This window comes from Streptomyces sp. NPDC048718 (genome assembly GCF_043198875.1).
In the GTDB taxonomy this organism is placed as follows: Bacteria; Actinomycetota; Actinomycetes; order Streptomycetales; family Streptomycetaceae; genus Streptomyces.
In genome coordinates this window covers 46,069-69,223 of record NZ_JBICVG010000020.1, presented here as the reverse complement: position 1 = coordinate 69,223, position 23,155 = coordinate 46,069, and the positions used below count along the sequence as shown (strand labels likewise).

Annotated in this window: 20 protein-coding genes; 4 read left to right on the top strand and 16 right to left on the bottom strand. The window is 73.7% G+C overall.

Annotated features, from left to right (window positions below):
- Positions 1-510 precede the first annotated feature (510 nt).
- Positions 511-2,838, top strand: coding sequence for a peptidoglycan recognition protein (locus ACGFRB_RS29855; RefSeq protein WP_393247537.1), 2,328 nt, complete (start codon positions 511-513; stop codon positions 2,836-2,838).
- Positions 2,839-2,988: 150 nt separating this feature from the next.
- Here the strand turns inward: ACGFRB_RS29855 and ACGFRB_RS29850 are convergent, their stop codons facing one another.
- The 10 genes from ACGFRB_RS29850 to ACGFRB_RS29805 form a co-directional block, all read right to left on the bottom strand.
- Positions 2,989-4,365, bottom strand: a complete 1,377-nt coding sequence (locus ACGFRB_RS29850; protein ID WP_393247475.1) for a glutathionylspermidine synthase family protein — start codon at positions 4,363-4,365, stop codon at positions 2,989-2,991.
- A complete protein-coding gene (locus ACGFRB_RS29845; RefSeq protein WP_393247473.1) occupies positions 4,362-5,660 on the bottom strand; it encodes an ATP-grasp domain-containing protein in 1,299 nt (432 codons plus the stop codon). Before ACGFRB_RS29845 ends, ACGFRB_RS29850 begins: the two co-directional genes overlap by 4 nt.
- Complete coding sequence (locus tag ACGFRB_RS29840) at positions 5,657-7,066, bottom strand: MFS transporter (protein ID WP_393247471.1); 1,410 nt, start codon at positions 7,064-7,066, stop codon at positions 5,657-5,659. Before ACGFRB_RS29840 ends, ACGFRB_RS29845 begins: the two co-directional genes overlap by 4 nt.
- A complete protein-coding gene (locus tag ACGFRB_RS29835; RefSeq protein WP_393247469.1) occupies positions 7,059-7,556 on the bottom strand; it encodes a redoxin domain-containing protein in 498 nt (165 codons plus the stop codon). The genes ACGFRB_RS29840 and ACGFRB_RS29835 overlap by 8 nt, the downstream gene beginning before the upstream one ends.
- Positions 7,557-7,659: 103 nt before the next feature.
- On the bottom strand, positions 7,660-9,111 hold the full coding sequence (locus ACGFRB_RS29830; protein ID WP_393247467.1) for a glutamine synthetase family protein: 1,452 nt from the start codon (positions 9,109-9,111) through the stop codon (positions 7,660-7,662).
- Positions 9,108-10,559: a SidA/IucD/PvdA family monooxygenase gene (locus ACGFRB_RS29825; RefSeq protein ID WP_393247465.1), complete on the bottom strand. Its 1,452-nt coding sequence runs from the start codon at positions 10,557-10,559 to the stop codon at positions 9,108-9,110. Before ACGFRB_RS29825 ends, ACGFRB_RS29830 begins: the two co-directional genes overlap by 4 nt.
- Before the next feature lie 13 nt (positions 10,560-10,572).
- Positions 10,573-11,886 (bottom strand): NAD(P)/FAD-dependent oxidoreductase, encoded by a 1,314-nt coding sequence (locus ACGFRB_RS29820; RefSeq protein ID WP_393247463.1) that lies wholly within the window; start codon positions 11,884-11,886, stop codon positions 10,573-10,575.
- Positions 11,883-13,169 carry an ATP-grasp domain-containing protein gene (locus ACGFRB_RS29815; RefSeq protein ID WP_393247461.1) on the bottom strand — a complete coding sequence of 429 codons (1,287 nt, stop codon included), beginning with the start codon at positions 13,167-13,169 and terminating at the stop codon, positions 11,883-11,885. Before ACGFRB_RS29815 ends, ACGFRB_RS29820 begins: the two co-directional genes overlap by 4 nt.
- A gap of 70 nt (positions 13,170-13,239) precedes the next feature.
- Complete coding sequence (locus ACGFRB_RS29810; protein ID WP_363003685.1) at positions 13,240-13,398, bottom strand: hypothetical protein; 159 nt, start codon at positions 13,396-13,398, stop codon at positions 13,240-13,242.
- A gap of 377 nt (positions 13,399-13,775) precedes the next feature.
- Complete coding sequence (locus ACGFRB_RS29805) at positions 13,776-15,158, bottom strand: glutamine synthetase beta-grasp domain-containing protein (RefSeq protein WP_393247459.1); 1,383 nt, start codon at positions 15,156-15,158, stop codon at positions 13,776-13,778.
- Between the two features lie 535 nt (positions 15,159-15,693).
- On the opposite strand from ACGFRB_RS29805, the gene ACGFRB_RS29800 reads away from it, so the two are divergent.
- The 3 genes from ACGFRB_RS29800 to ACGFRB_RS29790 all read left to right on the top strand — a co-directional run bounded on the left by ACGFRB_RS29800 (position 15,694) and on the right by ACGFRB_RS29790 (position 18,038).
- Positions 15,694-16,662, top strand: coding sequence for a LuxR C-terminal-related transcriptional regulator (locus ACGFRB_RS29800; RefSeq protein WP_393247457.1), 969 nt, complete (start codon positions 15,694-15,696; stop codon positions 16,660-16,662).
- A gap of 162 nt (positions 16,663-16,824) precedes the next feature.
- Positions 16,825-17,637, top strand: a complete 813-nt coding sequence (locus ACGFRB_RS29795) for a hypothetical protein (protein WP_393247455.1) — start codon at positions 16,825-16,827, stop codon at positions 17,635-17,637.
- Between the two features lie 56 nt (positions 17,638-17,693).
- Positions 17,694-18,038, top strand: coding sequence for a rhodanese-like domain-containing protein (locus ACGFRB_RS29790; protein WP_393247453.1), 345 nt, complete (start codon positions 17,694-17,696; stop codon positions 18,036-18,038).
- 75 nt (positions 18,039-18,113) lie between these two features.
- On the opposite strand, the gene ACGFRB_RS29785 is transcribed toward ACGFRB_RS29790, so the two are convergent.
- The 6 genes from ACGFRB_RS29785 to paaA all read right to left on the bottom strand — a co-directional run bounded on the left by ACGFRB_RS29785 (position 18,114) and on the right by paaA (position 23,060).
- The gene (locus ACGFRB_RS29785) at positions 18,114-19,247 is read right to left on the bottom strand and encodes an acyl-CoA dehydrogenase family protein (protein WP_393247451.1); all 1,134 of its coding nucleotides are present in this window, start codon (positions 19,245-19,247) and stop codon (positions 18,114-18,116) included.
- Between the two features lie 165 nt (positions 19,248-19,412).
- Positions 19,413-20,501, bottom strand: coding sequence for a 2Fe-2S iron-sulfur cluster-binding protein (locus tag ACGFRB_RS29780; protein WP_393247449.1), 1,089 nt, complete (start codon positions 20,499-20,501; stop codon positions 19,413-19,415).
- The gene (paaD, locus tag ACGFRB_RS29775; protein WP_393247535.1) at positions 20,502-21,023 is read right to left on the bottom strand and encodes a 1,2-phenylacetyl-CoA epoxidase subunit PaaD; all 522 of its coding nucleotides are present in this window, start codon (positions 21,021-21,023) and stop codon (positions 20,502-20,504) included.
- Positions 21,017-21,679 carry a 1,2-phenylacetyl-CoA epoxidase subunit PaaC gene (gene paaC / locus ACGFRB_RS29770; RefSeq protein WP_361237919.1) on the bottom strand — a complete coding sequence of 221 codons (663 nt, stop codon included), beginning with the start codon at positions 21,677-21,679 and terminating at the stop codon, positions 21,017-21,019. The genes paaD and paaC overlap by 7 nt, the downstream gene beginning before the upstream one ends.
- Positions 21,680-21,771: 92 nt before the next feature.
- A complete protein-coding gene (gene paaB, locus ACGFRB_RS29765; RefSeq protein WP_359876504.1) occupies positions 21,772-22,059 on the bottom strand; it encodes a 1,2-phenylacetyl-CoA epoxidase subunit PaaB in 288 nt (95 codons plus the stop codon).
- Positions 22,056-23,060: a 1,2-phenylacetyl-CoA epoxidase subunit PaaA gene (paaA, locus tag ACGFRB_RS29760; RefSeq protein ID WP_363003700.1), complete on the bottom strand. Its 1,005-nt coding sequence runs from the start codon at positions 23,058-23,060 to the stop codon at positions 22,056-22,058. The genes paaB and paaA overlap by 4 nt, the downstream gene beginning before the upstream one ends.
- Between the last annotated feature and the right edge of the window lie 95 nt (positions 23,061-23,155).

Here is a 23,155-nt window from a genome sequence, read left to right as displayed (position 1 = left end):
CAGCGCACCCGAGAAGGGGGGGGGGGGGGGGGGGGGGGGGGGGGGGGGGGGGGGGGGGGGGGGGGGGGGGGGCCGCCGGGGGGGGGGCGGGGGGGGCCGGCGCCCCCCGGCCCCCCCCGCCCCCCCCGGGCCCGCCCCCCCCCCCCCCCCCCCCCCCCCCCCCGCCCCCCCCCCCCCCCCCCCCCCCCCCCCCCCCCCCCGCTTCTGTTTGTCCGGCCCGCATGGCATCCGGGAAGGGGCAGGGGCGACGCGGTCGCCGTTCTGTCGCTCCGTCAGGGACTCCCCGGCCACTGCCGGTTCGTGCGCCCGGGCCAGGGCCGTCCGTACCCGCCGCGCTTGTCTCCCCCGGCCCTCTCCAACGGCCCTCTCCCACCCCTTCCAAGAGAGCCGCGAGGGGACTGTATTTTTCCCTCTGCACGCGCTGTGACGTGGGTGGGGACCTCGGTTCGCTGTCGCGTGCGGTCATGAACGAACAGGTCGAAGGGGTGGGGCTGCGTGAAGCGGCGACGCATGGTGGGGTGCGCGGCTGCCGCCGTGGCGGCAGGGATATCCGGCGTGCTGGTCCTCCAGGGGACGACGGGCACCACCGGCGGAGCGGCCGGCACCGACGGAATCGGGCTCGGCGTCACCGACGCCAAGCCCAGGCCGGTGAAGGCCGATACGCGGACGGCCGCGCTGCGCGAGAGCGGCGACCGTCGCAGCGCGACGCTGAAGCGGGACGAGGCGAAGCCGTTCAGCATGGTGGGGGTGACCTGGACCGATCCGGGCGCCCGGGTGCGCGGCACGGTCGAGGTCCGGACCCGGAACGTGGAGTCCGGACGGTGGTCGCCCTGGCTGCGGCTGGACGGCGACAGCGGCGAGCGCGACAGCGGGGCCGCGCGCGGCGGCACCGAGCCGGCCTGGGTCGGCCCGTCCGACGCGGTCGAGGTACGGGTCGATTCGGGTCGTTCGGCAGCGGCCGGACTGCCCGCGGGGCTGCGCCTCGACATGATCGACCCGGGCAAGGGCAGCGTGACGTCCATGGAGCCCGCCGGGTTCCGGATCGAGCAGACCGATCCGCCGTCGGCCGCGCCGGACCCCGCGGCACCGGAGCAGGGCGCCACCACGCCCGACGCGCCGCCCGTCCCCGTCCCCGCTCCCGACGCGCCGACCGAGGAGCCGTCGCCGACCGGGACCCCGAGCGAGCCCGCGTCGCCGAGCGGCACACCGTCCGCGTCCGTGTCGCCGTCCGCCTCGGTCTCGCCCACGGCGACCGCGAGCACCACCCCCACGCCCACTCCGTCATCGACGACGACGCCGCCCGCGCCGCCGTCCACCGTGCCGCGCCCGCCGATCACTTCCCGGGCCGGCTGGGGCGCGGACGAGTCGATCAGCCCCGAGGAGCCCGGCTACCTGCCCGGCGGCAAGGTGAAGGCGATCGTCGTCCACCACACCGCCGAGTCCAACAACTACACCTGCGCCGACGCCCCGAAGGTCGTGCGCGGAATCTACGCGTACCACGTCAAGCAGCTCGGCTGGAAGGACATCGGCTACAACTTCCTCGTCGACAAGTGCGGCACGGTCTACGAGGGCCGCAAGGGCGGGGTCGACCGCCCGGTGCAGGGCGCGCACGCCTACGGCTTCAACGCCGAGACCGCCGGTATCTCCGTGCTGGGCACGTACACCGACGCCGCTCCGCCGCAGGCCGCGATGGTCTCGGTCGCCCGGGTCGCCGCGTGGAAGCTCGGCCAGTACGGCGTGGACCCGGCCGGCACCGCCACCCTCACCGCCGGTGACAGCGGCATCAACTACTTCGGCAAGACCTGGGCCAAGGGCGCGCAGATGTCCTTCCCGGTGATCCACGGCCACCGGGACGGCTACAACACCCAGTGCCCGGGCGACGCCTTCTACAACCAGCTCGCGACCGTCCGCACCCTGGCCGCCGGTCCCGTCTCCGGCCTGGCGATCAAGTCGCTCACCGGGGCCGGCGTCTCCGGCTCGACGTACTACACCAAGGCCGCCGTCACCGTGAACTGGGCGGCCACCACCCCGGCCGCGCTGATCACCCGGTTCGAACTGCTCGTCGACGGCAAGGTCGCCGCCACCACGGCCGGCACCGCGACCTCCGCCAAGGCCACGCTCGCCCTGGGCACCCACAAGGTCGCCGTCCGCGCGGTCCACCAGTCCGGCAAGACCACCACCACGGCGGCCGCGACCGTGATCGCGGAGACCGGCGCGCCCTCCTTCACCACGAAGCCCGCCCTCTCGCTGCGGACCGGCACCGTGAACACCACCGCGGTCCCGCTCACCCTCGCGTGGAAGGCCACCGACGGCGCCGCGCTGAAGGAGGTCCGGCTCACCGCCCCGGTGGCCAAGACCTACGGTCCCACCGTCGCCAGTGCCGCCCACACCGCCAAGTCCGGTGCGGCGACCACCTGGTCCATGACCGCCTACGACCAGGCGGGCAACACCGCCACCGCGTCCGTCGCCGGCACGCCGGTGATCCTCCAGGAGACCGCCGCCACCAAGACCGGCACCTGGACGGTCAAGTCCTCCACCAGCTACCTCGGCGGCAAGTCCTACTCCAGCTCCTCCGCCAAGGCCGGCCTGAGCTGGACCTTCACGGGCCGGTCCGCGGCCTGGGTCGTCTCCCGCGCCACCAACTCCGGCCAGGCGTACGTCTACGTCGACGGCGCCAAGGTGGCGACCGTCGACCTGAAGGCGTCCACCGCCAAGTACCGCGAGGCGATCTGGACCAAGACCTGGAGCACCAGCGCCAAGCACACCGTGAAGATCGTCGTGGTCGGCACCTCCGGCCGTCCGGCCGTGACCACCGACGGCCTGGTCTACCTCAAGTAGCCGATACGAAGCAGTCGACGCCGAGCGGCCGATGCCGAGCCGCCGACGCCGAGCCTTGCCTGCCCCGGCCCGCCCCCCTCGCACGGGGTGCGGGCCGGGGCGGCCGGGTCTTCCAGGCCGGTTTCGCTGTCCCCCGCGCGGGCCGGTGGCTCAGGCGCCGGTGGCCTGGAAGGCGCAGCCGGCGTGGGCCTTGTTGTCGTAGGAGATCACGTCGGCGCGGTCGGCGGGCAGTCCCCGCAGGAAGGCGCCGGCGTACCGGCGTCCGACGAGGAACGCGCCCCAGTTGACGATCCAGGGCGAGAGTCCGTTCGTCTCCGGGTCCGGGCAGTACTCGGGCTGAGGGGTGACGAGTTCCTGGACGATGTACCGTCCCTCGCTCGCCCGGTTCAGGGCGTCGGACCACTCGCCGTCGGACACGCCGCGGCCGAGGACGGTGCCGACTCCGCCGAGGCCGTGCGAGGGCTTCAGGACGAGGCGGGACCGGTTTCGCTCGCAGTACGCGATCAGGTCCGTCCGCTCCCCCCGGACGAGCGCGGGGCCGGGGCGCAGTTCGCGGGTCCAGGGCAGGAGCCGCTCCACCAGGGCCCGCTCGGTGGCGTCGTACGTACTCAGGCAGCGGTCGTCCCACAGCATGGCCAGCGCCCGCTTGTTGCTGTACAGGGAGGTGGACAGCGGGGACAGCACGGGCACGTCGCAGCGGGTGAACGCGTCGAGGAGCTCGTCGGCCCGGGCGCTCGACGCGCTGTCGGCGGTCAGCTCGCCCAGGGTGAAGAAGCGGTAGACGAGGTCGACGGGGCGGCCGTCGGCGAGGATCCGCCCGTCCGCCTCCCGTACCTGGCCGGTGTGGCAGGGGACGGCCTCGATGCCGTGCTCGCCCAGCAGCCGGGCCAGAACGCGGATCTCCGGTTCCGTCTTGGGGTACCCGGTGTGCCAGTCCATGAGGGCGACGCGCAGGGTGCCGCCGTCGTGCCCGGCGTTGTCGGCCGTCTCCCGGATGAGCCGTGCGACGGCGCCGAGCGAGTCGGGGAAGGCCAGGCCTTCCTCCGTCGCGAAGTCGGCCAGCTTCGGGTCTTCGAGCAGCAGCCGGTTGAGTTCGGCGGTCTCCAGGCCGCCGAGGGCGCTGCTGAGATTGAATTCGAGCAGCCGGAATCCGGTGCCGTCGTGGTAGAGGTCCGCGCGGCCGATCCGGCCGGGCTCCCGCACCGGTGGACGCAGCGCGATCCGGGCCTGCTCGGGCCGGAGCCCCACAGCCGAGGCGAAGGCGTGCGGGTCGCCGTCGAAGAGCCGCTCCGGCAGGGAGAACAGCAGATCGACGACGCCGTTCAAGTCCCTTTCCAGAAGGTCCACTTCTTCCTTTTGCAGGAAGAACGGCCGGGTCAGGAAGCGGTCTTCGAGACCCTCGCGCACCGCGTGGAGCCGGTGCTGATCGGGATTCTCGGGCCAGAGCGCCGACCTGCCGGCGGCCGAGCCGAGGTAGCGGCCGGTGAGGGCGCCGCGGACGGGAGACGGGAGGGCGGGCGCGGTCATCGGGGCTCTCCGCCGTCGAGGTTCTCCGGGTGGGCGGGGGCCGCTTCGGTGCGGACGGTGACGAACGACAGGGCGGCGCGGGCCCGTTCGAGGGCCTCGTCGGCCGTGTCGGCCACCGCGGTGACCGATCCGCACCGGTCGTCGGAACTGCGCAGCGGGGTCACGGTCTGCCCGGGCTCGACGCCGGGTGCGACGGTCACGACGCCGGGCTGCCTTGACGCGGAGTCCCAGCCGGAGACCTCGGTGGCGACGCCGGGGTCCGCGGTGAGGAACCAGGTCGCCGCGGCGCCCGCCCGGTCGGCGGCCGGCCCCGGCAGCGGGAGGCCGGCGGTCCGGGCCGCGAGGAGGTCCCGGATGTCGAGGCCGGTGACATGCCGGACGAGGTCGACGATGCCGTCGCCGCCCGGCCGGTTGTGGGACTCGACGATCCGCGGACCGTTCGAGGTGAGGATGATCTCGGTGTGGGCGGGACCCTCGACGAGGCCCATCGCGTCGAGGAAGCGGCGCGTCGCGTCTTCGAGCTGGGTGTACGCGGCCGGGCCGACGCGGGCGGGGACGACATGACCGACCTCGACGGCGCCGTCCCCGGTGAACTTCTCGGTGACGGCGAGGAGGCGGTGGTGCCCGTCGTGGCTGAACGTCTCGACGCTGAACTCCGGTCCGTCCAGGAACTCTTCGGCCAGCAGCGCGCCCGGCTGGGCGGCGACGGCGTGGCGCGCCGAGTCGAGGTCACCGGCGTCCCGCAGGATCGTGATGCCCTCGCTGCCGGCCCCGTCACGGGGCTTGAGCACGACGGGCAGACCGACACGCGTGACGAACGCGTCGACTTCTCCGGGCGTGTGCATCACCCGGGCCCGTACCGCGTCCGCGGCTCCCTGGCGGTCGATCCGCTGCCGCATCGCGCACTTGTCCTTGAGCGCCAGAACGGTGTCGAGCGGGTTCCCCTCCAGTCCCAGGGCGTCCCCGATCCGCGCGGCGACGGTCAGGAACCGCTCGCGTACGGTGACCACGCGCCGGAAGGGGACCTCCCGGTGCAGGGCGACGGCCCTGCGGACCCAGTTCTCCTCGTCCCCCTCGGCGAGGAGCCACGCCTCGTCGCAGGCCCGGTGGTGGGCGGGGGTGAACTCCTCGGTCGTACCGCCGTAGACGACGTACACGCCGTGCTCGCGCAAGGCCGCGGGGAGCCGGGTGCCGCCGCCCAGGACGAGGACGGCCGGGCGCGGGTCCGCGGGACGGGGCGGCTGGTCCTCTTCGGCAGGGGCGGGGGCGGGGAGAGGCGCTGCGAACGCGGTCATGCTGACTCCTGGACGGAAAGACGGACGGAGGCGGGTTCCGGGGTGGTGGCCGGGCCGGGGCCCGCGGCGGTGGCCGGGGCGGGTTCCGGGGCGGGTTCCGGAGTGACGGCGGACTCGGCGGTGCCGGCCGCCTGGGCCCAGCGGGTCGCGGCGGGGACGGCCCAGGACAGCGCGGCGACGAGGACGCCGAGCAGCAGCCAGCCGCTGACGGGCCGCCAGTTCGGTCCGTCGGCCAGACACACGGTGGTGACGACCAGGGGCGCGACGGCGGCGGTGGCCCCGCGGCCGAGGGAGAAGAAGCCCTGGTACTCGCCGTGCGATCCGGCGGGGGCGAGTTCGTAGCTGAGCCCGTAGGTGCCCGCCGAGTGCCACAGCTCACCGGCGGTGTGCAGCACCATGCCGACGACGAGCAGGGCGAAGGCCAGTGCGGGGGATCCCGCGAAGACGGCGGACGCGATCACGGCCCAGCCGATCAGCAGTACACCGCCGGCCCGGCGGACCGCGCGCGCGGCGGTGGACGCCTCGCCGGTGCCCCGGGAGAAGGGGACCTGGAGCAGCACCACCAGGACGGTGTTGGCCAGGATGACGGCGGAGATGCTCCACGCGGGGGCTTCGCTGTGCCCGGCGATCCACAGGGGAAGGGCGATGGACAGCACCTCGTAGTGGATGCTCGTGATCCCGCACAGGGCCGTGACCAGGGTGTAGGGCCGGTTACGCAGCACCGCGCGGCGCGGCGGAGAGGCCGGCCCGCCGGCCGGAGCCGCGGGCCCCGCGCTCGCGGCCGCGACGGCGGGGACGGCGGGGACGCGCAGCAGGGGCAGCGCGGCGCCCACGTACATCGCGGCGTTGAGCAGGACTACCCCGAGATAGGCGGCGCGGGTGTCGGCGGCGAGGGCCAGGGCCGCGAGCGCCGTGCCGATGCTCAGACCGGCGTTGGTCACCGACTTGAGCATGGCCCGCAGCCGGACCCGCGCCTCGCCGACCCCGACCCCCCCGATCACGGCGCCCCGTGCCGCGCTGCCCCCGCGTTCCGCGAGGGAGGCGACCGTGGAGACCACGATGAACGCCCACAGGGAGTGCACGAGCGCGAAGGAGGCGGTGGCGGCGGCCTGGCCGAGCAGGGTGACCGTATAGGTGCCGCGCGCGCCGAACCGGTCGGCGACCCGGCCGATCGGCACGGCCGCGGCCAGTCCGATCATCCCGGCGATGGCGAGTCCGAGACCGACCTGGGCCGGGGCGAGCCCCACGGAGCGGGTGAAGAACAACGCGCTCACCGGCAGGAAGAGCCCGCTGCCGGTCTGTCCGACGAAGGTGGACAGGGCGAGGGCCCGGGGCGCGCCGGGAGCGGGCAGCAGGGCGCGCAGCCGCCCGCCCGGGGCGCCCGGGGAGGTGGCCCGGTCAGCCACGGCCCGCCTCGTCGTTCTCGAATGGCGTCGCCGCCTCGGCTTCGAGCCGCGCCACCGCCTCCAGCACCAGCGCCGCGTGGTCCTCGGGCGCCGCGATCGGGTGGATCAGCGCCCGCACCTCGCCCGCGCGGTCGAGGACGACCCCGGCCCGGGCGAAGAGGGTGCGGTCGTCCGCCCGTACCTCGGGGACGCCGAGTGCCCGGCCGAGGGCCAGCGTGTCGTCGCCGACGAGCGGGTACCCCAGCGCGCGGGTCTCGGCGAACTCGGCGAGGTGGCCGGGGGCGTGGGCGCTGACGCCCAGCACCCGCACACCGGCACGGGCGAACGCGGCGGCCGCGTCGCGTGCCGAGCACAGGCCGGTCGTGCAGCCCCCCAGCTCGGGGATGACCTCGCCGATGCCCGGCTCGGTGATGAAGAACAGCACGGTCCACCGGTGCTCGGCGGAGGGAACGGCGACGGGGCCTTCTGTCGTCCCGACGGTGACATGCATGGGGTACCTCTGCGGTGTGGGGTGTGCGGTGTGGGGTGTGCGGATGCGGGGCTGTGCGCGGCCGTACGCCGGGGTGCGGTCATACGGCCATACGGTCATACGGTCATACGGAGTCGGCGTACCGCTCCGTCTCCCACGAGGTGACGACGCCGTGCCAGGCGGACCAGTCGGCGCGGGCCTGGTGGGTGAACGCGCGCGTGGTGAGCGCGCTCAGGGCGTCGCGCACGGTGGCGTCCTCCTCCAGGGCCCGCATCGAGGAGGGCAGATCCGTGGGCAGCGGGGAGATGCCGCGTGCCGCGAGATCGCCGGGGCGCAGCGTGTCGGCCGGTTCCTCGCAGGCGTCCGGCAGTTCGAGCCCGCGGTCCTGGCCGTCGGCGAACGCGGCGAGCACACCGGCGAACAGCAGATAGGGGTTGGCGGCCGGGTCGGGGCTGCGCATCTCCAGGCGCAGGGAGCGCGGAGCGCGGTTGTCGCCCACGACCTTGAACGCCGTGGAGCGGTTGTGCCGGGCCCAGCTGATGTGCACGGGGGTACCGGAGGCGGGGACGAGCCGCTTGTACGAGTTCACCGTCGGGTTGCCCAGGCCCGTCAGCGCCGGCGCGTGGTCGAGGACACCGGCGAGCGAGGCGCGGAAGAGAGCGGACATGCCCTGCGGGTCCGCGGCGTCGTGGAACAGCGGGTCGCCGTCGGTCCGGGCGGCGAGTTCGGCGGCGGCGGTTTTGGTCTTTGTTCCGGCGTCGGCCCCCGTCCCCGTGCCCGTCCCGGTGCCCGTCTCCGTGCCCGTCCCGGTGTCCGTCAAGGACACATGGACGTGCAGGGCGTTGCCGTACAGATGGGCGAGCGGCTTCGGCATGAAGACCGCGGACAGCCCGCGGCGGCGGGCCATGACCCGGGCCGTGTGCTTGAGCAGCAGGAGCCGGTCCGCCGTGGTCAGCGCGTCGCCGTGGCGGAAGACGAGTTCACGCTGCCCGGCACACACCTCGTGGTGGTGGCCGTCGACGGTGAAGCCCATCTCGCTCAGCGCCTCGCTGATGTCCCGGCAGACCTCGTCGGCCTCTTCGCCGGCGCCGAGGTCCCAGTAGCCGGCGCGGTCGGCGGGCTCGCCCGCGGCCTTGGACCCGGTGGGGCGCAGCAGATAGAACTCGGCCTCGACGCCGAAGACCGGCCGCTGCCCCCGGGCTTCGGAGGCGGCGACGGCGCGCCGCAGCACCGCGCGCGGGTCGGCGGCGAACGGCTGTCCGTCGCCGTCCACCACATCGCAGAAGACCATGCCGACGGTGCGCCCGGCGGGAGTGGCCCAGGGGCGCCGGACGAAGGTCGAGGGGTCGGGGACCAGCCGCAGATCGCTGTGGTCGGGATCGCCGTAGCCGAGCAGGACCGCTCCGTCGAGGGTCCAGCCGGTGTCGCGTACCTCGGCCCAGCGGGCGGAGGGCACTTCGAGGGTCTTGAGACGTCCGGAGACGTCGCTGAAGAGCAGTTGGATGAAATCGACGTCCCGCGCGGGGTCGGTCGGCGGCGTGCCGTGGGCCGTCGGCGTGGTGGAGGTCATGGTCATCGGTGTGCGGTTCCTCGGATCACGGCGGACGCGGCGGGGCCGGTGGGGTCGGTGGGGCGGCCGGCTCGGTGGGTGACGTCGCCGCCGGTCCGGGCGGCGGCCGCCGGCGCGACGTGGTGCCGGGGCAGATAGCCGGCCAGCACGCGGTCGGAGAGCAGGCCCAGCGAGCTCAGGTTGGGGAATCCCGGGCCCTGCGCGAGCCCCGCCAGATTCGGCAGATGCAGGGGCGCGGGCAGACCGTCGACCGCGAGCGAGGTCCCGATGGACTGCTCCACCCGGTCACGGGTCGCGGCGCCGCCGAGCGCGGCGCGCAGCGCGTGCTCCGCCCGGGGCCCGAGAATCCGGGTGAACCACAGCGGGCTGCCCCCGGTGGCGTCGACGACCAGGTCGGCGTGCCGGATGTGCTGGCGACCCCCGTACGCGACCTCCACCGCCACGCCGTCGTCGCCGCCGCGGGTACCGACGACCCGGCCCGGCATCCAGGAGATCTTGGACGTCAGCGCGAGATCGCGCTGCACCTCCTGCGAGAACACCGCGCGGTCGGTGCGCCGGATGAACTCCTGGCGGTCCGCCTGGGAGAGGCCGTCCCAGCCGGTGGGGTCGCTGTAGTAGCGGTTCTCGAAGGGGCTCTCGCCACGGCTGTACAGCGTGGCGCGAGGAGCGACGACGGTCACTTCGCGGTCCATGACGAGGGCGAGTTCCCGCACGATCGTGCCCGCGGTCTCGCCCGCGCCGACGACGACCACGCGCTCGGCCCAGTCGGGCAGACCCGTGACGGCCAGCCGCCAGAAACCCCCGGTGTCGAGCACCCGGACGCCGTCGGCCGGCACGGTGCCCGAGGTGGGCCCGGGGCCGGAGATCAGCAGGCCGCGGCCGTGCACCAGGTTGCGCGCCGGACCCTCGTGGACGGTGAGCTGCCAGCCCCCGTCGACGAGTTCGGCGCGCCGGACCTCTCCGTTGACGGTCCGCATCCCGGCCCGGTCGGCGGCCCACTCCAGGTAGTCGGCCCACTCCCGGTGGGTCGGCTGGGGCCGGCCGCGGTCGATCCAGCGTGCGTAGACGCCCCTCGACAGCAGGAAGCCGCTCCAGCTGTAGCCGGACATCCGGTGGGCTATCTCGCCGATGACGGGGTCGTCGAGGTCGCCCCAGGTCGCGCAGTCGTACGGAAACCCGAGGTCCTTCTCGGGAAGGGTGCCGAGCCGCTGCCGGCCGTTGGTCCAGCCGCGTCCCTCGCGCCAGTTGGCGGCGGTGCGGTCGCGCTCGACGGCGACGACCTCGGGGACGTCGAAGCCCGCGGCGCGCAGCACGCTCGACTTCGCGGCCAGGGCGATGGCCTTGGGGCCGGCGCCGAGGACCAGGAGGGGTGCGCCGCCGAGGTCGGCGGTGTTCCTCGCGCCGTCCCTCGTCTCGGACTCGTGGGGCGCGGAAAGCGTGGATGACTGTGGCATGAAGGGCTCCCGCTCAGAGGAAGCGGGCGGGATCGAACGCGGCCGGGATACCGTCGCCCCGGCCGCCGCGGATCCGCTCCGCCAGTTGTTCCGGCATGACCTGCGAGTAGGGCATGCCATGGCCGTTGAACGCCGCGATCACCCAGAGGCCCTCGGCCCCCGGCCAGGCGCCGACCAGGGGGCAGCGGTCCGGGGTGAAGGCCATGACGCCGCTCCACGCGCGGACGATGGGCACGCCCGCCGTCTTTGGCAGCAGCGAGGGCAGGGCCCCGGCCAGCCGCTCGGCCAGTTCGGGGGAGAACGCGGGCGTGTTGCCGCCTTCCGGTACGTCGACGCCCTCGTCGCGGCCGGGGACCGTGTTGCGCAGTCCGCCCAGGAGCAGCGAGCCGTCCGGGGCCTGGCCGCCGTACACGAGACCTCGGTCGAGACCCCACTGCGGGATGCGGAAGGAGACCGGTGCGGTCTGGACGAGCTGGCCGCGCACCGGGGTGATGACCGGGGCGAGTTCCGGCAGCAGCCGGGGCGTCCAGGCGTTCAGCGCGACGACGACTTGATCCGCGTGCACGCGGCCCGCGTCCGTGGTGACGATCCAGCCGTCCGCGGCCCGCTCCACGGACTCCACCGTGATGCCGCAGACGAATTCCGCGCCGTGGCGCGACGCCGCGTCCGCCATGCCGCGTACGTAGGCGACCGAGTGGACCGCGTCCTGGTTTGGCCGGTACAGACCGCCGAGGACGGTGTCCGAGAGGTCGGTCCCGAACACCTCGCGGGCGGCGCGGCGGTCCAGCCACTCGGCGGCGATGCCGTCCGAGGTCAGGGCCTCGGCGGTCCGCCGGAGTTCGCGGGCCTCGTCCTCGGCGACGGCGAGGTCGAGCTTGGCGGTGGGGAACCGGGTGCTCCGCAGTCCCTCACGGGCCACGACCTCGTGCGTCAGTTCCTGGTTGACGAGGGTGGCCCGGTAGATGGCCAACGCCTCGGCGTGCCCGTACTTCTCGATGGCGAGGGCGTGCTGCGCGTTGCCGCCCTGGATCATGCGGCCGGCGTTACGGCCGGACGACCCCATGGCCGGGCCGGAGTTGCGCTCGAGGACCAGGGGACGCAGGCCCGCCCGGGCGAGCCAGTAGGCGAGGGTGGTGCCCATCACGCCGGCGCCGAGCACGCAGACGCCGGTGCGCCGGGGCAGTTCGGTGCCGCCGCCGGTCCAGCCGGGGCCGGACGCGAGCCAGTAGGAATCGGGGGACTGGGAGGCGGGGCCGGTGGTGGTGCCGGCTCCGGCGGTGTTGCCGGTGTCGGCGGTGTTGGTGTCGTTGGTGTCGTTGGTGGTCACGTCCAGCACTCCGAACTGGGCAGACGGCGGGCGGGCGACTCGTCGGGGCCGGCCGGGGAAGTCGAGAAGGAGATCAGGGCGGCGAGCCGGTCGGCCCGCTCGACGGCCCGCGCCGTGTCGTCGCCGACCGCGACGACATAGCCGAGCCGGTGCAGATTGCTGGTGACCGGTTCGACCACGTCGCCGGGGCGCGTCAGCAGGACGACCCGCTCGCGGGCGTGGTCGAGCTGCGCGGACACCTCGGCGACGCCGTCGACGCGCCGGACCACGCCGGGCTCCGCGGTGAGGAAACGGATCGCCGCGCCACCGGTGAAGACGGTCTGGTCCAGTGCGTCCAGGTCGACGGGCCGGCCGAGGGCGAGATCGGCGGCGATGCCGTAGACGTCCGCTCCGCCGGCGAGCCGGACGAGGTCCAGGATGCAGTCGCCCGCGGGGCGGGGGTTGACCTCGATGATCCGGGGACCGTCGGCGGTGAGGATCATCTCCGTGTGCGCGACACCGTGGTCGTAGCCGACGGCCTTCAGCGCGGCCGCGGCGATCTCGCGCACCTGGCCGCCCAGGGCTCCGCCGAGGCGGGCCGGTACGGCCTGACCCAGCTCGACGAACACGTCGCCGCGGGTGCTCGACTTCTCCGTGCAGGCCACGACGGCGGTACGGCCGGCGACCGTGACCGTCTCGACGCTGATCTCCTCGCCGATGAGCTCCTCCTCGGCGAGGAGGCAGCCGGTCTTGGTGAACGGCGCCGCGCCGTCCCAGGCGGCGTCGAGTTCCGTCGCGTCCGCGGCCCGCACCACACCGCGTCCCGCGGAGGAGTCGGCGGGCTTGACGATGAGCGGGTAGGACAGGCCCCGGACCGCCGCCGGCCGGTCCGCCGGGGCGGCCTGGGCGTCGAGCACCCGGAACCGGGGGCCGGGCACGCCCGACTCGGCGAACCGGGCCCGTGCCCACGTCTTGTCCGTGAGCGACCGGAGCGTACGGGGAGAGCAGCCCGGCAGACCGAACTCCTCCGCGAGCCGGGCCACCAGAGGCAGCGTCGAGTCGAGGAAGCCGATCACGCCCTTCTCGCCAGGTGCCGCGGCGAGCGCGGCACGACAAGCCTCGTACACCTCGTCGGCGGGGCGCTCAGGGGAGAGCGGAATCTGCTGGTCCGCCAGTCTGAGGTAGGCGGCGGTGGCGCTCTCCGCCATCGCCAGTCCGAAATCCGTCCGGGCGGCCCAGGAGGTCAGCGCCTGCTCGCGCAGACACCCCACCCGGACCAGCAGCAGGAGGGCTTTCGCGTCCATTGCTACGACCTTCGTTCGGTAGAGAACCATCGACCTTCGCCGTCGGGACCCCTCGGGGGCCCCGGACGGATCAGCCCCAGCCGGTGTCCTGGGCGAGGACGCTGATGCCCACGGTCCGGCCGGCGGCCGTGGTGTGGAGGTCGCCGGCGCCCGCTGCCGCGCCCGCCAGTCCGGTGCTGACCGCGACCGCGGTCGTCAGCAGAAGAATCCAGAGCTTGACCTTGCGCATGTGCCCGGCCCCCGTTCGGTGTGATCGACACATTTATGGCCGGGTCGCAGGAGATTTTTCGGTTGCCCGGCTTGATCTCGATCGTTTCGTCGGTCGGCGGCGGGCACCACAGCGGCGAAGGTTCATGAATAGGAAGTGACGAAACATGAACGGTGGACGAACAGGTGGTGAACGCCCCATAGCGGGTGATAGTGACCCGCCGGAGAGTGCCCGATGTTTCGGTCCGTGTTCGCGCGGTGGCGTTCAGGGGTGGCCGACGCTGTCGAACCGGCTGTTTTTCGCCGTTCGCCGACCGGGCCGAGGAGGGGGCGAGCCGGGAGGGGGAGGGTGCCCGGATACGCGGCCGGCCGGCCCCTCCGGGGGCCGCCCGCGACCACTCAGCTCGGTTCACCGCCGCGCTCCCGGCCTGCCCGGACGACGGCTCGGGTGAGGGGCTCGCCCAGCGCGGCGCACAGGACGTCGTCGTTCTCGAGAGCGCGTATCGCGGCCGGGAGGCCGGTGGGAACGGAGGCGACGCAGGCAGGGGTGGGAGCCGGGGCGCGACCGTCCGCCGCCGGGGACGAGGCCCCTGCCGGCGCGCGGCCCTGCCCCTCGTCGGCGAGGGCGGCCAGGATTCCGGTGAAGAGCAGGTACGGATTCCCGGCCGGGCCGGGAACGCGGATCTCCAGCCGCGTCGACTCCGGTGTCCCGGGATCGCCCGCGGCCTTGAACGTCGCGGAGCCGCACGCGCGAACCCCGGCCCGCGGCCCCGGAGTTCCCTCTCCGGTGCACGCCGGGCAAGGGCAGGCCTCGGCGGCCTCGGCGGCCTCGGCGGCCTCGGCGTCCGGGAAGCCCGGGACGCCCGGGGCGCTCAGGGTGTCGAGGGCGCTCAAGCCCGGTGCGTGGGCCAGGAGTCCGGCGAGTGCCCGGTTCGGCGGCCCGGGCACCCCGAGGGACTCCTCGGGGTCGTGGAACGACGGACGGGAATCCATTCCCGTACCGGCTCCCGCACCGACTCCCGCACCGATGAGGGACACCTGGACGCGAGGTCCGTCGCTCCACGGGAGGGCCTGGGGCCCGGGGGAGAACACCGCCGTCATGTTCCGGCGGCGCGCCATCGTGGCGGCGGTGTGCCGGAACAGCAGGAGGCGGTCGGCGGCGTCGAGCGCGTCCCCTTCCTCGAAGGTGATCTTCCAGCGTCCGGTGCGGAGATCCTGGTGATGCCCGGTGACGGTGCGGCCCATGAGGCCGAGCGCCTCGCTGATGTCCCGGCAGATCTCGGCGGTCCGCTCGTCCTCTCCCGTTTCTCCGGCGGCCGGGTGGCCGGCCCCGGCGCGAGGAACCGTCCCGGGGGGAAGACTCTCGGCGGGCAGCAGCCCGAACTCCGCCGTCACACCGAAGCGCGCCCGCTGTCCGCGGGCCGCGGACAGCCGGCCCGCGCGTCGCAGAACGGCTCGCGGGTCACCCGCGAAGGGCCGTCCCCTTCGGTCGAGCACCTCGCAGAACACCATGCCGATGCCGCGCCCGGCGGGAGTGCGCCAGGGGCGCAGGACGAAGCTGCCGGGGTCGGGGACGAGCCGGAGTTCCTCCTCGTCGGGACCCGTCTCCCCGAGGATCGCCGCGCTGTCGAGGGGCCGGCCGGAGGCGAGCGTCGCGGCCCAGCGGGCGGTGGGGATCTCCACGTTCCGCAGGCGTCCCGCGACATCGGTGAACAGCAGCTGGACGAAGTCGGTGTCGACGAGGTCGGCCGGGGCCGCGGTGGCGGCGTTCATGGCGAACATGGCGAATCTCCTCACGGGGCCGCCGCGCGCGGGCCGCGTGGTGAGCGGCGTGGGCGGGGCGGCCCCGCGCGGGCCCCCGGAACGGTGGTGGGGAAGTCCGGACGCCGGCGGAGCGACCGGCCCGCTCGCCCTTCCCCTCCGGCCGGTGCCTCGCGTACCGAGGGAAGGGGCGGCCGCGCCGCCGATGTCCGCGCGATGCCGGTGGGCCGGTGGGCCGGTGGGCCGGCCGGTCGTGTGGCGTGCCCGGAGCGGCTCCGGCGGGTGCGGATGCGGGTGAGGGGGCGAGCGAAGGAAACTGCCTCGATTGCCCCGCTTTATCGTGTGACACAACGCCATCGCACGGATGCCCCAGACTGCGGAGCCTGCTCCTGTATCCGGCGTCACCCGCATCCTCGCCGTGGCCGCCCGTCGAACGCTATTCACGGTAGGGATCATGGATAGGTGATGCAGGAACATGAAGGCAGAACAAATGGATCCTGAACGACGGGATGGTGCCAAAAGCGATCAAGACCAGGGCGCTGAGGGTCTGCGGCGGGTGTACGAGGAAGCTCTGCGCCGGGGCCGGGTCTCCTGCGGGGAGCTCTGCAAGTCGGTCGGCCTGCCCGAAGCCGTGGTCAAGAACGCCTTCATGAGGCTCCGCGAACTCGGCATGCTGCAGCCTGCCGAGCAGCGACCCGGCTTCTACGTCTGCCGTTCCCCCGACGTGGCGGAGGCACTCGCGCTGGGTCCGCTCCGCCGGGAGCTCCAGGACACCAAGGAGGTCCTGAGCCGGGCGAGCGCCGCGTTCACCGTCCTTCGCGAGGTGTACGAAACGGCCGGGCGGGAGGCCCGCGAGGCGGACGGCGTCGTCCTCGCGGTCGACCCGGCCGACGTCAACGCCCTGCTGGACCAGGCGGCGTCGGAGTGCCGTACCGACTTGATCACGGCCCAGCCGGGTGGATCCCGCCCCGTGGAGATCCTCGCCGAGGCCCAGTCGCGCGATCTGGCGATGCTGGAGAAGGGCGTGCGGATGCGGACTCTCTACCAGCACAGCGCCCGCTTCGACCCCGCCACCGAGGCATATGCCGAGCGGCTGATGCGGTCCGGTGCGGAGTTCCGCACCCTCCACACGCTCTTTCCCCGGCTCATCATCTTCGACCGGCAGGTCGCCTTCGTCCCCACCAGGGACGGCGCGAGCGCCGTGTGTCTGCGGCAGCCGGACCTCGTGGCGTTCCTGCTGAGCACCTTCGAAACGGCCTGGCAGGCGGCGATGCCGTTCGCCTCGGCCTACGAGACCCGCCGGCAGAAGTACGTGGTCTCCGACACCCAGCAGGCGATCACCCGCCTGCTGCTCCTTGAGGACAAGGACGCCTCCATCGCCCGCCGGCTCGGCATCAGCGAGCGGGCGTGCCGTCAGCACATCGCGAAACTCATGGCGCGGTTCGGCGCCCGTAACCGCACTCATCTCGGCTATCTGCTGGCCACCGAGGCACAACCGGCCGAGGGGCGTGAGGTGGCGCGATAGCGCCGCTTTGGGGAGGGAGCGGCCGGCATCGCGTCACGATGCCGGCCGCTTCCGCTCTTCCCGGCGGGTCCGGTGGCGCGGTGCCGGCCGACGGCGGCGGGAGCGGGTCCCCGAAGGGCCGTAGGGTGGTTCGGACGAGCCGGAACGAGGACGTGGGCAGGCGTGGACGTGAGCGTGGACCAGGGCGTGGGTGGCGAGTCCGACGAGCGGCCCGAGGCGCGGCTGGAGAGAGCCGTCCGGGTGGCCGAGCAGGCCCTGATCGAGTTCGAGATCGCGGTCGAGACCTTCCGGATCGAGGTGGAGAACTTCTCCCGGCTGCACCACCAGCGGCTCGGTCCGGTGTACGCGCGGCTCGACGAGCTGGACGTCCGGATCGCCGAGGCCCGGGCGGCCCGCAGCGGGGACCCGGAGGAGCTGCGGCGGGCGCGTGAGGCGCGCGCCTCGCTGGCGCCGCTGCCCGGGGTCGAGGAACTCTTCCACGACTGGCTCGACTCCGACGGCCTGTCCGAGGAAGCGGCGGCGATGCTGACCGAGCGCCCGGTGCAGCCGCCGAAGCGGGTCCGTCCGTCGGACGAGGTCCGCAAGCTGTACCGCGATCTGGTGCGCCAGGCGCACCCGGACCTGGCGCGGGACGACGACGAGCGCAGGCGCCGCGAGGAGTTCGTCGCGCGCGTGAACGCCGCCTACGCCCTCGGGGACGAGACGCGGCTGCGCGCCCTCACCAAGGAGTGGGCGGCCGGCCCGGTGCCCGAGGTGCGGCTCAGCGAGGGCGAGGAGCTGTACGCGCGGCTGGAGTGGCTGTCCCAGCGCAAGGAGATGCTGTCGCGGGTGGCCCGGGAACTGGAGGAGAGCGGCATCGGCGCGATGCTGCGGATGGCTCCCGACGACCCGGACCGCCTCCTTGAGGAGATCGCCGGGCAGCTGCTGGCACAGGTCGCCGAACGTGAGGCGGAACTCGCCGAGCTCGTGCAGTAGGTTCGTGACAAGTGCGCCCGCACAGGGCGCGACGTTGCCGAGGGAAGGCCTGGACCATGAATCTCGCCCCGCTGCCGTCGGTCGCCGCGGCCCTGGTGCCCGACGACGCCCTCGTGCTGGACGTCCGCGAGGACGACGAGTGGGCGGCCGGTCACATCGAGAGCGCGCTGCACGTGCCGATGAGCGACTTCGTGGCCCGGTTCGGCGCGGTGAGCGACGCGGTCGGCGACAGCGGGCGGGCGTATGTGATGTGCCGTTCCGGTGGCCGTTCGGCGCAGGTCACGCAGTACCTGATCGGGCAGGGCGTCGACGCGGTGAACATCGACGGCGGCATGCAGGCCTGGGCCGGCGCCGGGCGCCCCATGGTGGCGGACGGCGACAGCGCCGCGCAGGTGATCTGACAAACCCTGGCCTCTTCGCGGGCCGGTAGACCGACCGGGCCGGCAGACGACCGGGCCGGCAGACGACCGGGCCGGTCAGACGACGGGATGGGCGGCGAGCAGGTCGCCCAGTTCCTCCTCGTGCCGGCCGGCCGGGCCGAGGGACAGTTCGAGGTACTTCGCCCAGGCGTGGAAACGGTGCAGGGCGTAGCTCGTGTCGGCGCCGAAGCCGCCGTGCAGGTGCTGGGCGGTCTGGACGACCCGCCGTACCCCCTCCGCCGCCCAGATCTTGGCGACGGCGATGTCCGCGGCGGCGGGGAGCGCGGTCGTGGCGCCGGTGGCCAGCCGCCAGGCGGCCTGCCAGAGCGTGACCTCCATGGCACGCAGATCGATGTAGCGGTCGGCGGCCTGGACGGCGACGGCCTGGAACGTGGCCACGGGATGCCCGAACTGCCGGCGCCCGGCCGTGTACCGGCTGGTCATCGCGAGCGCCTGTTCGCCGAGCCCGAGGGCGAGAGCGCAGGTGCCGGTGGTGAGAAGGCCGTGCAGCCAGGGCCACGCCCCGTCGGAGTCGACGACGTCGTCGGGGCCGAGACGGACGCCGTCGAGCCGCAGGTCGGCGAGAAGCTCGCCATGGGTGCCGTACTGGTCGGCGAGGGTCAGACCGCTTTGATCGCGGGGCACCAGGGCGACGAGGGTGCGGCCGTCGGCGGTGTGCGCGGGTATGGCGATACGGTCCGCCCGCTGGGCCCAGGGGACGGCGCCGGTGTGCCCGTCGAACGTCCAGCCGGTGTCGTCGCGGCGGGCGGTGACGGCGAGCGGCGGCGGTTCATGGCCGGTCCGGCCGTGGGCGGCGGCGGTGAGGACGAGTTCGCCGCGCGCGACCCGGGGCAGCAGGGCGGCGGCGGTCTTGGCCGGGCCGTGGCGCTGGAGGGTGAGCGCGACCGCGCTGGTCTCCAGAAGGGGAACGCGGGCCAGGGCCCGGGCGGATTCGCGCAGGACGAGGCAGAGCGCGATGGGGTCGAGGCCAAAGCCGCCGTGGGCGGGGTCGAGGACGAGACCGAGCAGGTCGGTGGCGGCGAGCCGGTGCCACAGGACACGGTCGAGGTCGTCGGCGACCGCCCCTGAGGTGAGGGCGGGGCTGGGTACGGCGTCGGGGGCGACGTCCGCGAAGACGGCCCGGGCCGTTTCGGCGGCGGCTCGTTGTTCTTCGGTGAAGGTGAAGTCCACTGTCCTGCCCTTCCCTTGGCTTCCCGGCTGCCCCGTTTCGATCTGACGGATCGTCAAGATAGGGCAGCCGTGGAAGGAAGGGAATGGCCGGGCGGGAGCTCTGCCCAAGTGGTCTCCGGCGGTCCCCGGTGAGCCTGAGCGGGCCTCAGTGGGCCTCAGCGGTCCTCAGCGGTCGAAGTCGAGTTCGACGTCCGGGGTGACGGGGTGGGACTGACAGGCCAGGACGTAGCCCGCTTCGGTTTCCTCGGGATCCAGGGCGAAGTTGCGGTCCATCCGCACCTCGCCGGAGACGAGGAAGGCGCGGCAGGTTCCGCAGACGCCGCCCTTGCAGGCGTACGGGGCGTCCGCCCGGGCGCGCAGCACCGTTTCGAGCAGCGTCTCGCCCTGCTGGACCGGCCAGTTGCCGGACCGGCCGTGCAGGGTGGCGGACAGCGTCGCGTCGGCGGGGGCGTCCGTCGCGGGGGCCGGGGCGGGTGCCGAGCCGTCGTCGACGTGGAAGATCTCCTGGTGCACCCGGGAGCGGTCGACACCGAGGTCGCGCAGGGCCTGCTCGGCACTCTGCACGAGGCCGAACGGACCGCACAGGAACCAGCCGTCCATCTCGCCGACCGGGAGCAGCGCCGGCAGCAGTTCGGCGAGCCGGGCGTGGTCGAGCCGGCCGGACGGGAGCCCGGCCTGCTGCTCCTCGCGGGAGAGCGCGGTGACGAGCTGGAACCGGTCGGGGAAGCGGTCCTTCAGATCCGCGACCTCGTCGAGGAACATCGTGGAGGCCGCGGTGCGGTCGCCGCGGATGAGGCAGAAACGGGCCTCGGGTTCGCGGGCGAGCAGGGTGGCGGCCATCGACAGGACCGGGGTGATGCCGCTGCCGCCGACCACGGCGGCGAAGTGCCCGGGGCGCGGTTCGAGGACGAAGCGGCCGGTGGGCTCCATGACGTCGACGGTGTCGCCGACGGCCAGTTCCTTGAGCGCGTACGTGGAGAACTCGCCGCCGTCGACCAGCCGGATGCCGACCCGCGGGGCCGTGGGCTCGCCCTCGGCGGGGGCCGGGGAGCAGATCGAGTAGGTACGGCGGATCTCCTCGCCGTCCTGTCCGGTGCGGCGCAGGGCGAGGTGCTGGCCGGGGATGTGGCGGTAGGCGTCGCGCAGCTCGGGCGGGACGGCGAAGGTCACGGCCACGGAGTCGTCGGTGAGCTGCTCGATCGCGCTCACCCGGAGCGGATGGAACCCGGCCCGTCCGGTGCTGGGGGTCGGCATCTACAACTCCTTGAAGTGGTCGAACGGTTCGCGGCAGGCGGCGCAGCGGCGCAGCGCCTTGCACGTGGTGGAGGAGAAGCGGCTGAGGAGTTCGGTGTCGGTGGAGCCGCAGTGGGGACAGCGGATGGCGAGGGTCAGCGATACGGGCCCGCCGGCGGGGCCCTGGGGCCGGGGCGGGGCGATGCCGAACTCGGTGAGTTTGCGGCGCCCTTCCTCGCTGATGTCGTCCGTGGACCAGGCGGGGGTGAGCACGGTGACGACGGTGACGTCGGGTATGCCGTGCGCGTGGAGGGCGTTCTCGATGTCGGTGGACATCGCCTCGATGGCGGGGCAGCCGGTGTACGTCGGGGTGAGGTCGACCTGGACGCGGCCGGGGCCCTGGAGGTGCACGCCGCGCACCACGCCGAGGTCGGCGAGGGTGAGGACGGGCAGCTCCGGGTCGGGGACGGCGCCGGCGATCCGGGCCAGTTCCGCTTCCAGGGCGGTCGGGGCCGGGGCGGGGTCGTGGGTGGCGGTCACCAGGACGCTCCGGGGTGGCTGCGGTGCAGGTGCTGCATTTCGGCGAGGAGCCTGCCGAACGGTTCGGTGTGCAGCCCCTGCCGTCCGGCCCCCGCGCTCCAGGCGCCGGTGCGGGCGCCGGTGGGCACGGTGAGGGTGGCGCGTTCGAGGACGGCGGTGACGGAGTCGAGCCAGGCGCGCTCCATGGCCTCGGTGTCGAGGTCGAGGCCGTCGAGCGGCTGGAACAGTTCGCCGGTGTAGCGCCACAGGGCCTGGCAGGCCTCCTGCATCCGGCGGTGGCTCTCGTCGGTGCCGTCGCCCAGGCGCAGGGTCCAGTGCTCGGCGTGGTCCTGGTGGTAGACCACTTCCTTGACGGCCTTGCCCGCGAGCGGGGCCAGGGGGCTGTCGCCCTCGGCCAGCGCGGCGTAGAGCAGTCGCTGGTAGGTGGAGAAGTAGAGCTGGCGGGCGATGGTGTGCGCGAAGTCGCCGTTGGGCTGCTCGACGAGCTGGCAGTTGAGGAAGGCGCGTTCCTCGCGGAGGTAGGCGAGTTCGTCCTCGTCGCCGGCGAGGGAGAGCAGGAGGCGGGCCTGGCCGAGGAGGTCGAGCGCGATGTTGGCGAGCGCGACGTCCTCTTCGAGGGCGGGGGCGTTGCCCGCCCATTCGCCGAGGCGCTGGGCCAGGACGAGGGCGTCGTCGCCGAGGGGGAGCGCCGCGGCGGGCGCGCCGGGCGTGACGGTGACGGTGGGCGTGACGGTGGTGGGCCGGGGGCTGGTCACAGGTGCTTCACCCCGTCCGGGATCTCGTAGAACGTGGGGTGCCGGTAGGCCTTGTCCGCGGCGGGCTCGAAGAAGGGGTCCTTCTCGTCCGGGGAGGAGGCGGTGACGGCGCTGGAGGGGACGACCCAGATCGACACACCCTCGCTGCGGCGGGTGTAGAGGTCGCGGGCGTTGCGCAGGGCCATCTCCGCGTCGGGGGCGTGGAGGCTGCCGGCGTGGGTGTGGGACAGTCCGCGGCGCGAGCGCACGAACACCTCCCACAGCGGCCATCCGTCGGTGGTCATGCCCGTGCCTCCCCGTTCTCGTGCGCGTTCGTGTGCTGGTGCTTGGCGGCGTAGGCCGCGGCGGCGTCCCTGACCCAGGCGCCGTTCTCGTGGGCCTGGCGTCGCTTGGTGAGCCGCTGTTCGTTGCAGGGGCCGTTGCCCTTGAGGACGTTCCAGAACTCGTCCCAGTCGATGGGGCCGAAGTCGTAGTGCCCGCGCTCCTCGTTCCACTTGAGGTCGGGGTCGGGCAGGGTGAGGCCGAGGGACTCGGCCTGCGGGGCGGCGTAGTCGACGAACCGCTGGCGCAGTTCGTCGTTGGAGTGCCGCTTGATCTTCCAGGCCATGGCCTGCGCGGAGTGGGTGGACGCGTCGTCCGCCGGGCCGAACATCATCAGCGAGGGCCACCACCAGCGGTTCACCGCGTCCTGGGCCATGGCGCGCTGGGCCTCGGTGCCGTTCGAGAGGGCGAGCAGCGCCTCGTATCCCTGGCGCTGGTGGAAGGACTCCTCCTTGCAGACCCGGACCATCGCGCGGGCGTACGGCCCGTAGGAGCAGCGGCAGAGCGGGACCTGGTTGGTGATCGCCGCGCCGTCCACGAGCCAGCCGATGGCGCCGACGTCGGCCCAGGTCAGCGTCGGGTAGTTGAAGATCGACGAGTACTTCTGGCGGCCGGAGTGGAGCTTGTCGAGCAGCTCGTCGCGGCTGACGCCGAGGGTTTCGGCCGCGCTGTACAGATACAGGCCGTGGCCGGCCTCGTCCTGCACCTTGGCCATGAGGATCGCCTTGCGCCGCAGGGAGGGCGCGCGGGTGATCCAGTTGGCCTCCGGCTGCATGCCGATGATCTCGGAGTGGGCGTGCTGCGCGATCTGGCGGATCAGGCCCGCCCGATAGGCGTCGGGCATCCAGTCGCGCGGCTCGATCCGCTCGTCGGCGGCGATGGCGGCGTCGAACACCGCTTCGAGGGCGTCCTGGGGCACCTCCGCCCGCTCCGTCGCCGTCGTCTCTGCCGTACCTGCGGTCATCGGACCCCCTACCGACCGATCGTTCGGTTGAATGACTTCAATGGTCGTTCGGGGGCCCGTATGGTGTCAACCTCTGTGGATAACTCCTTACGCCG

Bases quoted from the DNA above. Each gene is read 5' to 3' on its own strand.
- paaA (WP_363003700.1), bottom strand. From the start codon at position 23,060: ATGACCGCAGGTACGGCAGAGACGACGGCGACGGAGCGGGCGGAGGTG.
- ACGFRB_RS29805 (WP_393247459.1), bottom strand. From the start codon at position 15,158: ATGTTCGCCATGAACGCCGCCACCGCGGCCCCGGCCGACCTCGTCGAC.
- ACGFRB_RS29825 (WP_393247465.1), bottom strand. From the start codon at position 10,559: ATGCCACAGTCATCCACGCTTTCCGCGCCCCACGAGTCCGAGACGAGG.
- ACGFRB_RS29815 (WP_393247461.1), bottom strand. From the start codon at position 13,169: ATGGACGCGAAAGCCCTCCTGCTGCTGGTCCGGGTGGGGTGTCTGCGC.
- ACGFRB_RS29780 (WP_393247449.1), bottom strand. From the start codon at position 20,501: ATGCCGACCCCCAGCACCGGACGGGCCGGGTTCCATCCGCTCCGGGTG.
- ACGFRB_RS29830 (WP_393247467.1), bottom strand. From the start codon at position 9,111: ATGACCATGACCTCCACCACGCCGACGGCCCACGGCACGCCGCCGACC.
- ACGFRB_RS29790 (WP_393247453.1), top strand. From the start codon at position 17,694: ATGAATCTCGCCCCGCTGCCGTCGGTCGCCGCGGCCCTGGTGCCCGAC.
- ACGFRB_RS29810 (WP_363003685.1), bottom strand. From the start codon at position 13,398: ATGCGCAAGGTCAAGCTCTGGATTCTTCTGCTGACGACCGCGGTCGCG.
- paaB (WP_359876504.1), bottom strand. From the start codon at position 22,059: ATGACCACCGACGGATGGCCGCTGTGGGAGGTGTTCGTGCGCTCGCGC.
- ACGFRB_RS29845 (WP_393247473.1), bottom strand. From the start codon at position 5,660: ATGACCGCGTTCGCAGCGCCTCTCCCCGCCCCCGCCCCTGCCGAAGAG.
- ACGFRB_RS29850 (WP_393247475.1), bottom strand. From the start codon at position 4,365: ATGACCGCGCCCGCCCTCCCGTCTCCCGTCCGCGGCGCCCTCACCGGC.
- ACGFRB_RS29835 (WP_393247469.1), bottom strand. From the start codon at position 7,556: ATGCATGTCACCGTCGGGACGACAGAAGGCCCCGTCGCCGTTCCCTCC.
- ACGFRB_RS29855 (WP_393247537.1), top strand. From the start codon at position 511: ATGGTGGGGTGCGCGGCTGCCGCCGTGGCGGCAGGGATATCCGGCGTG.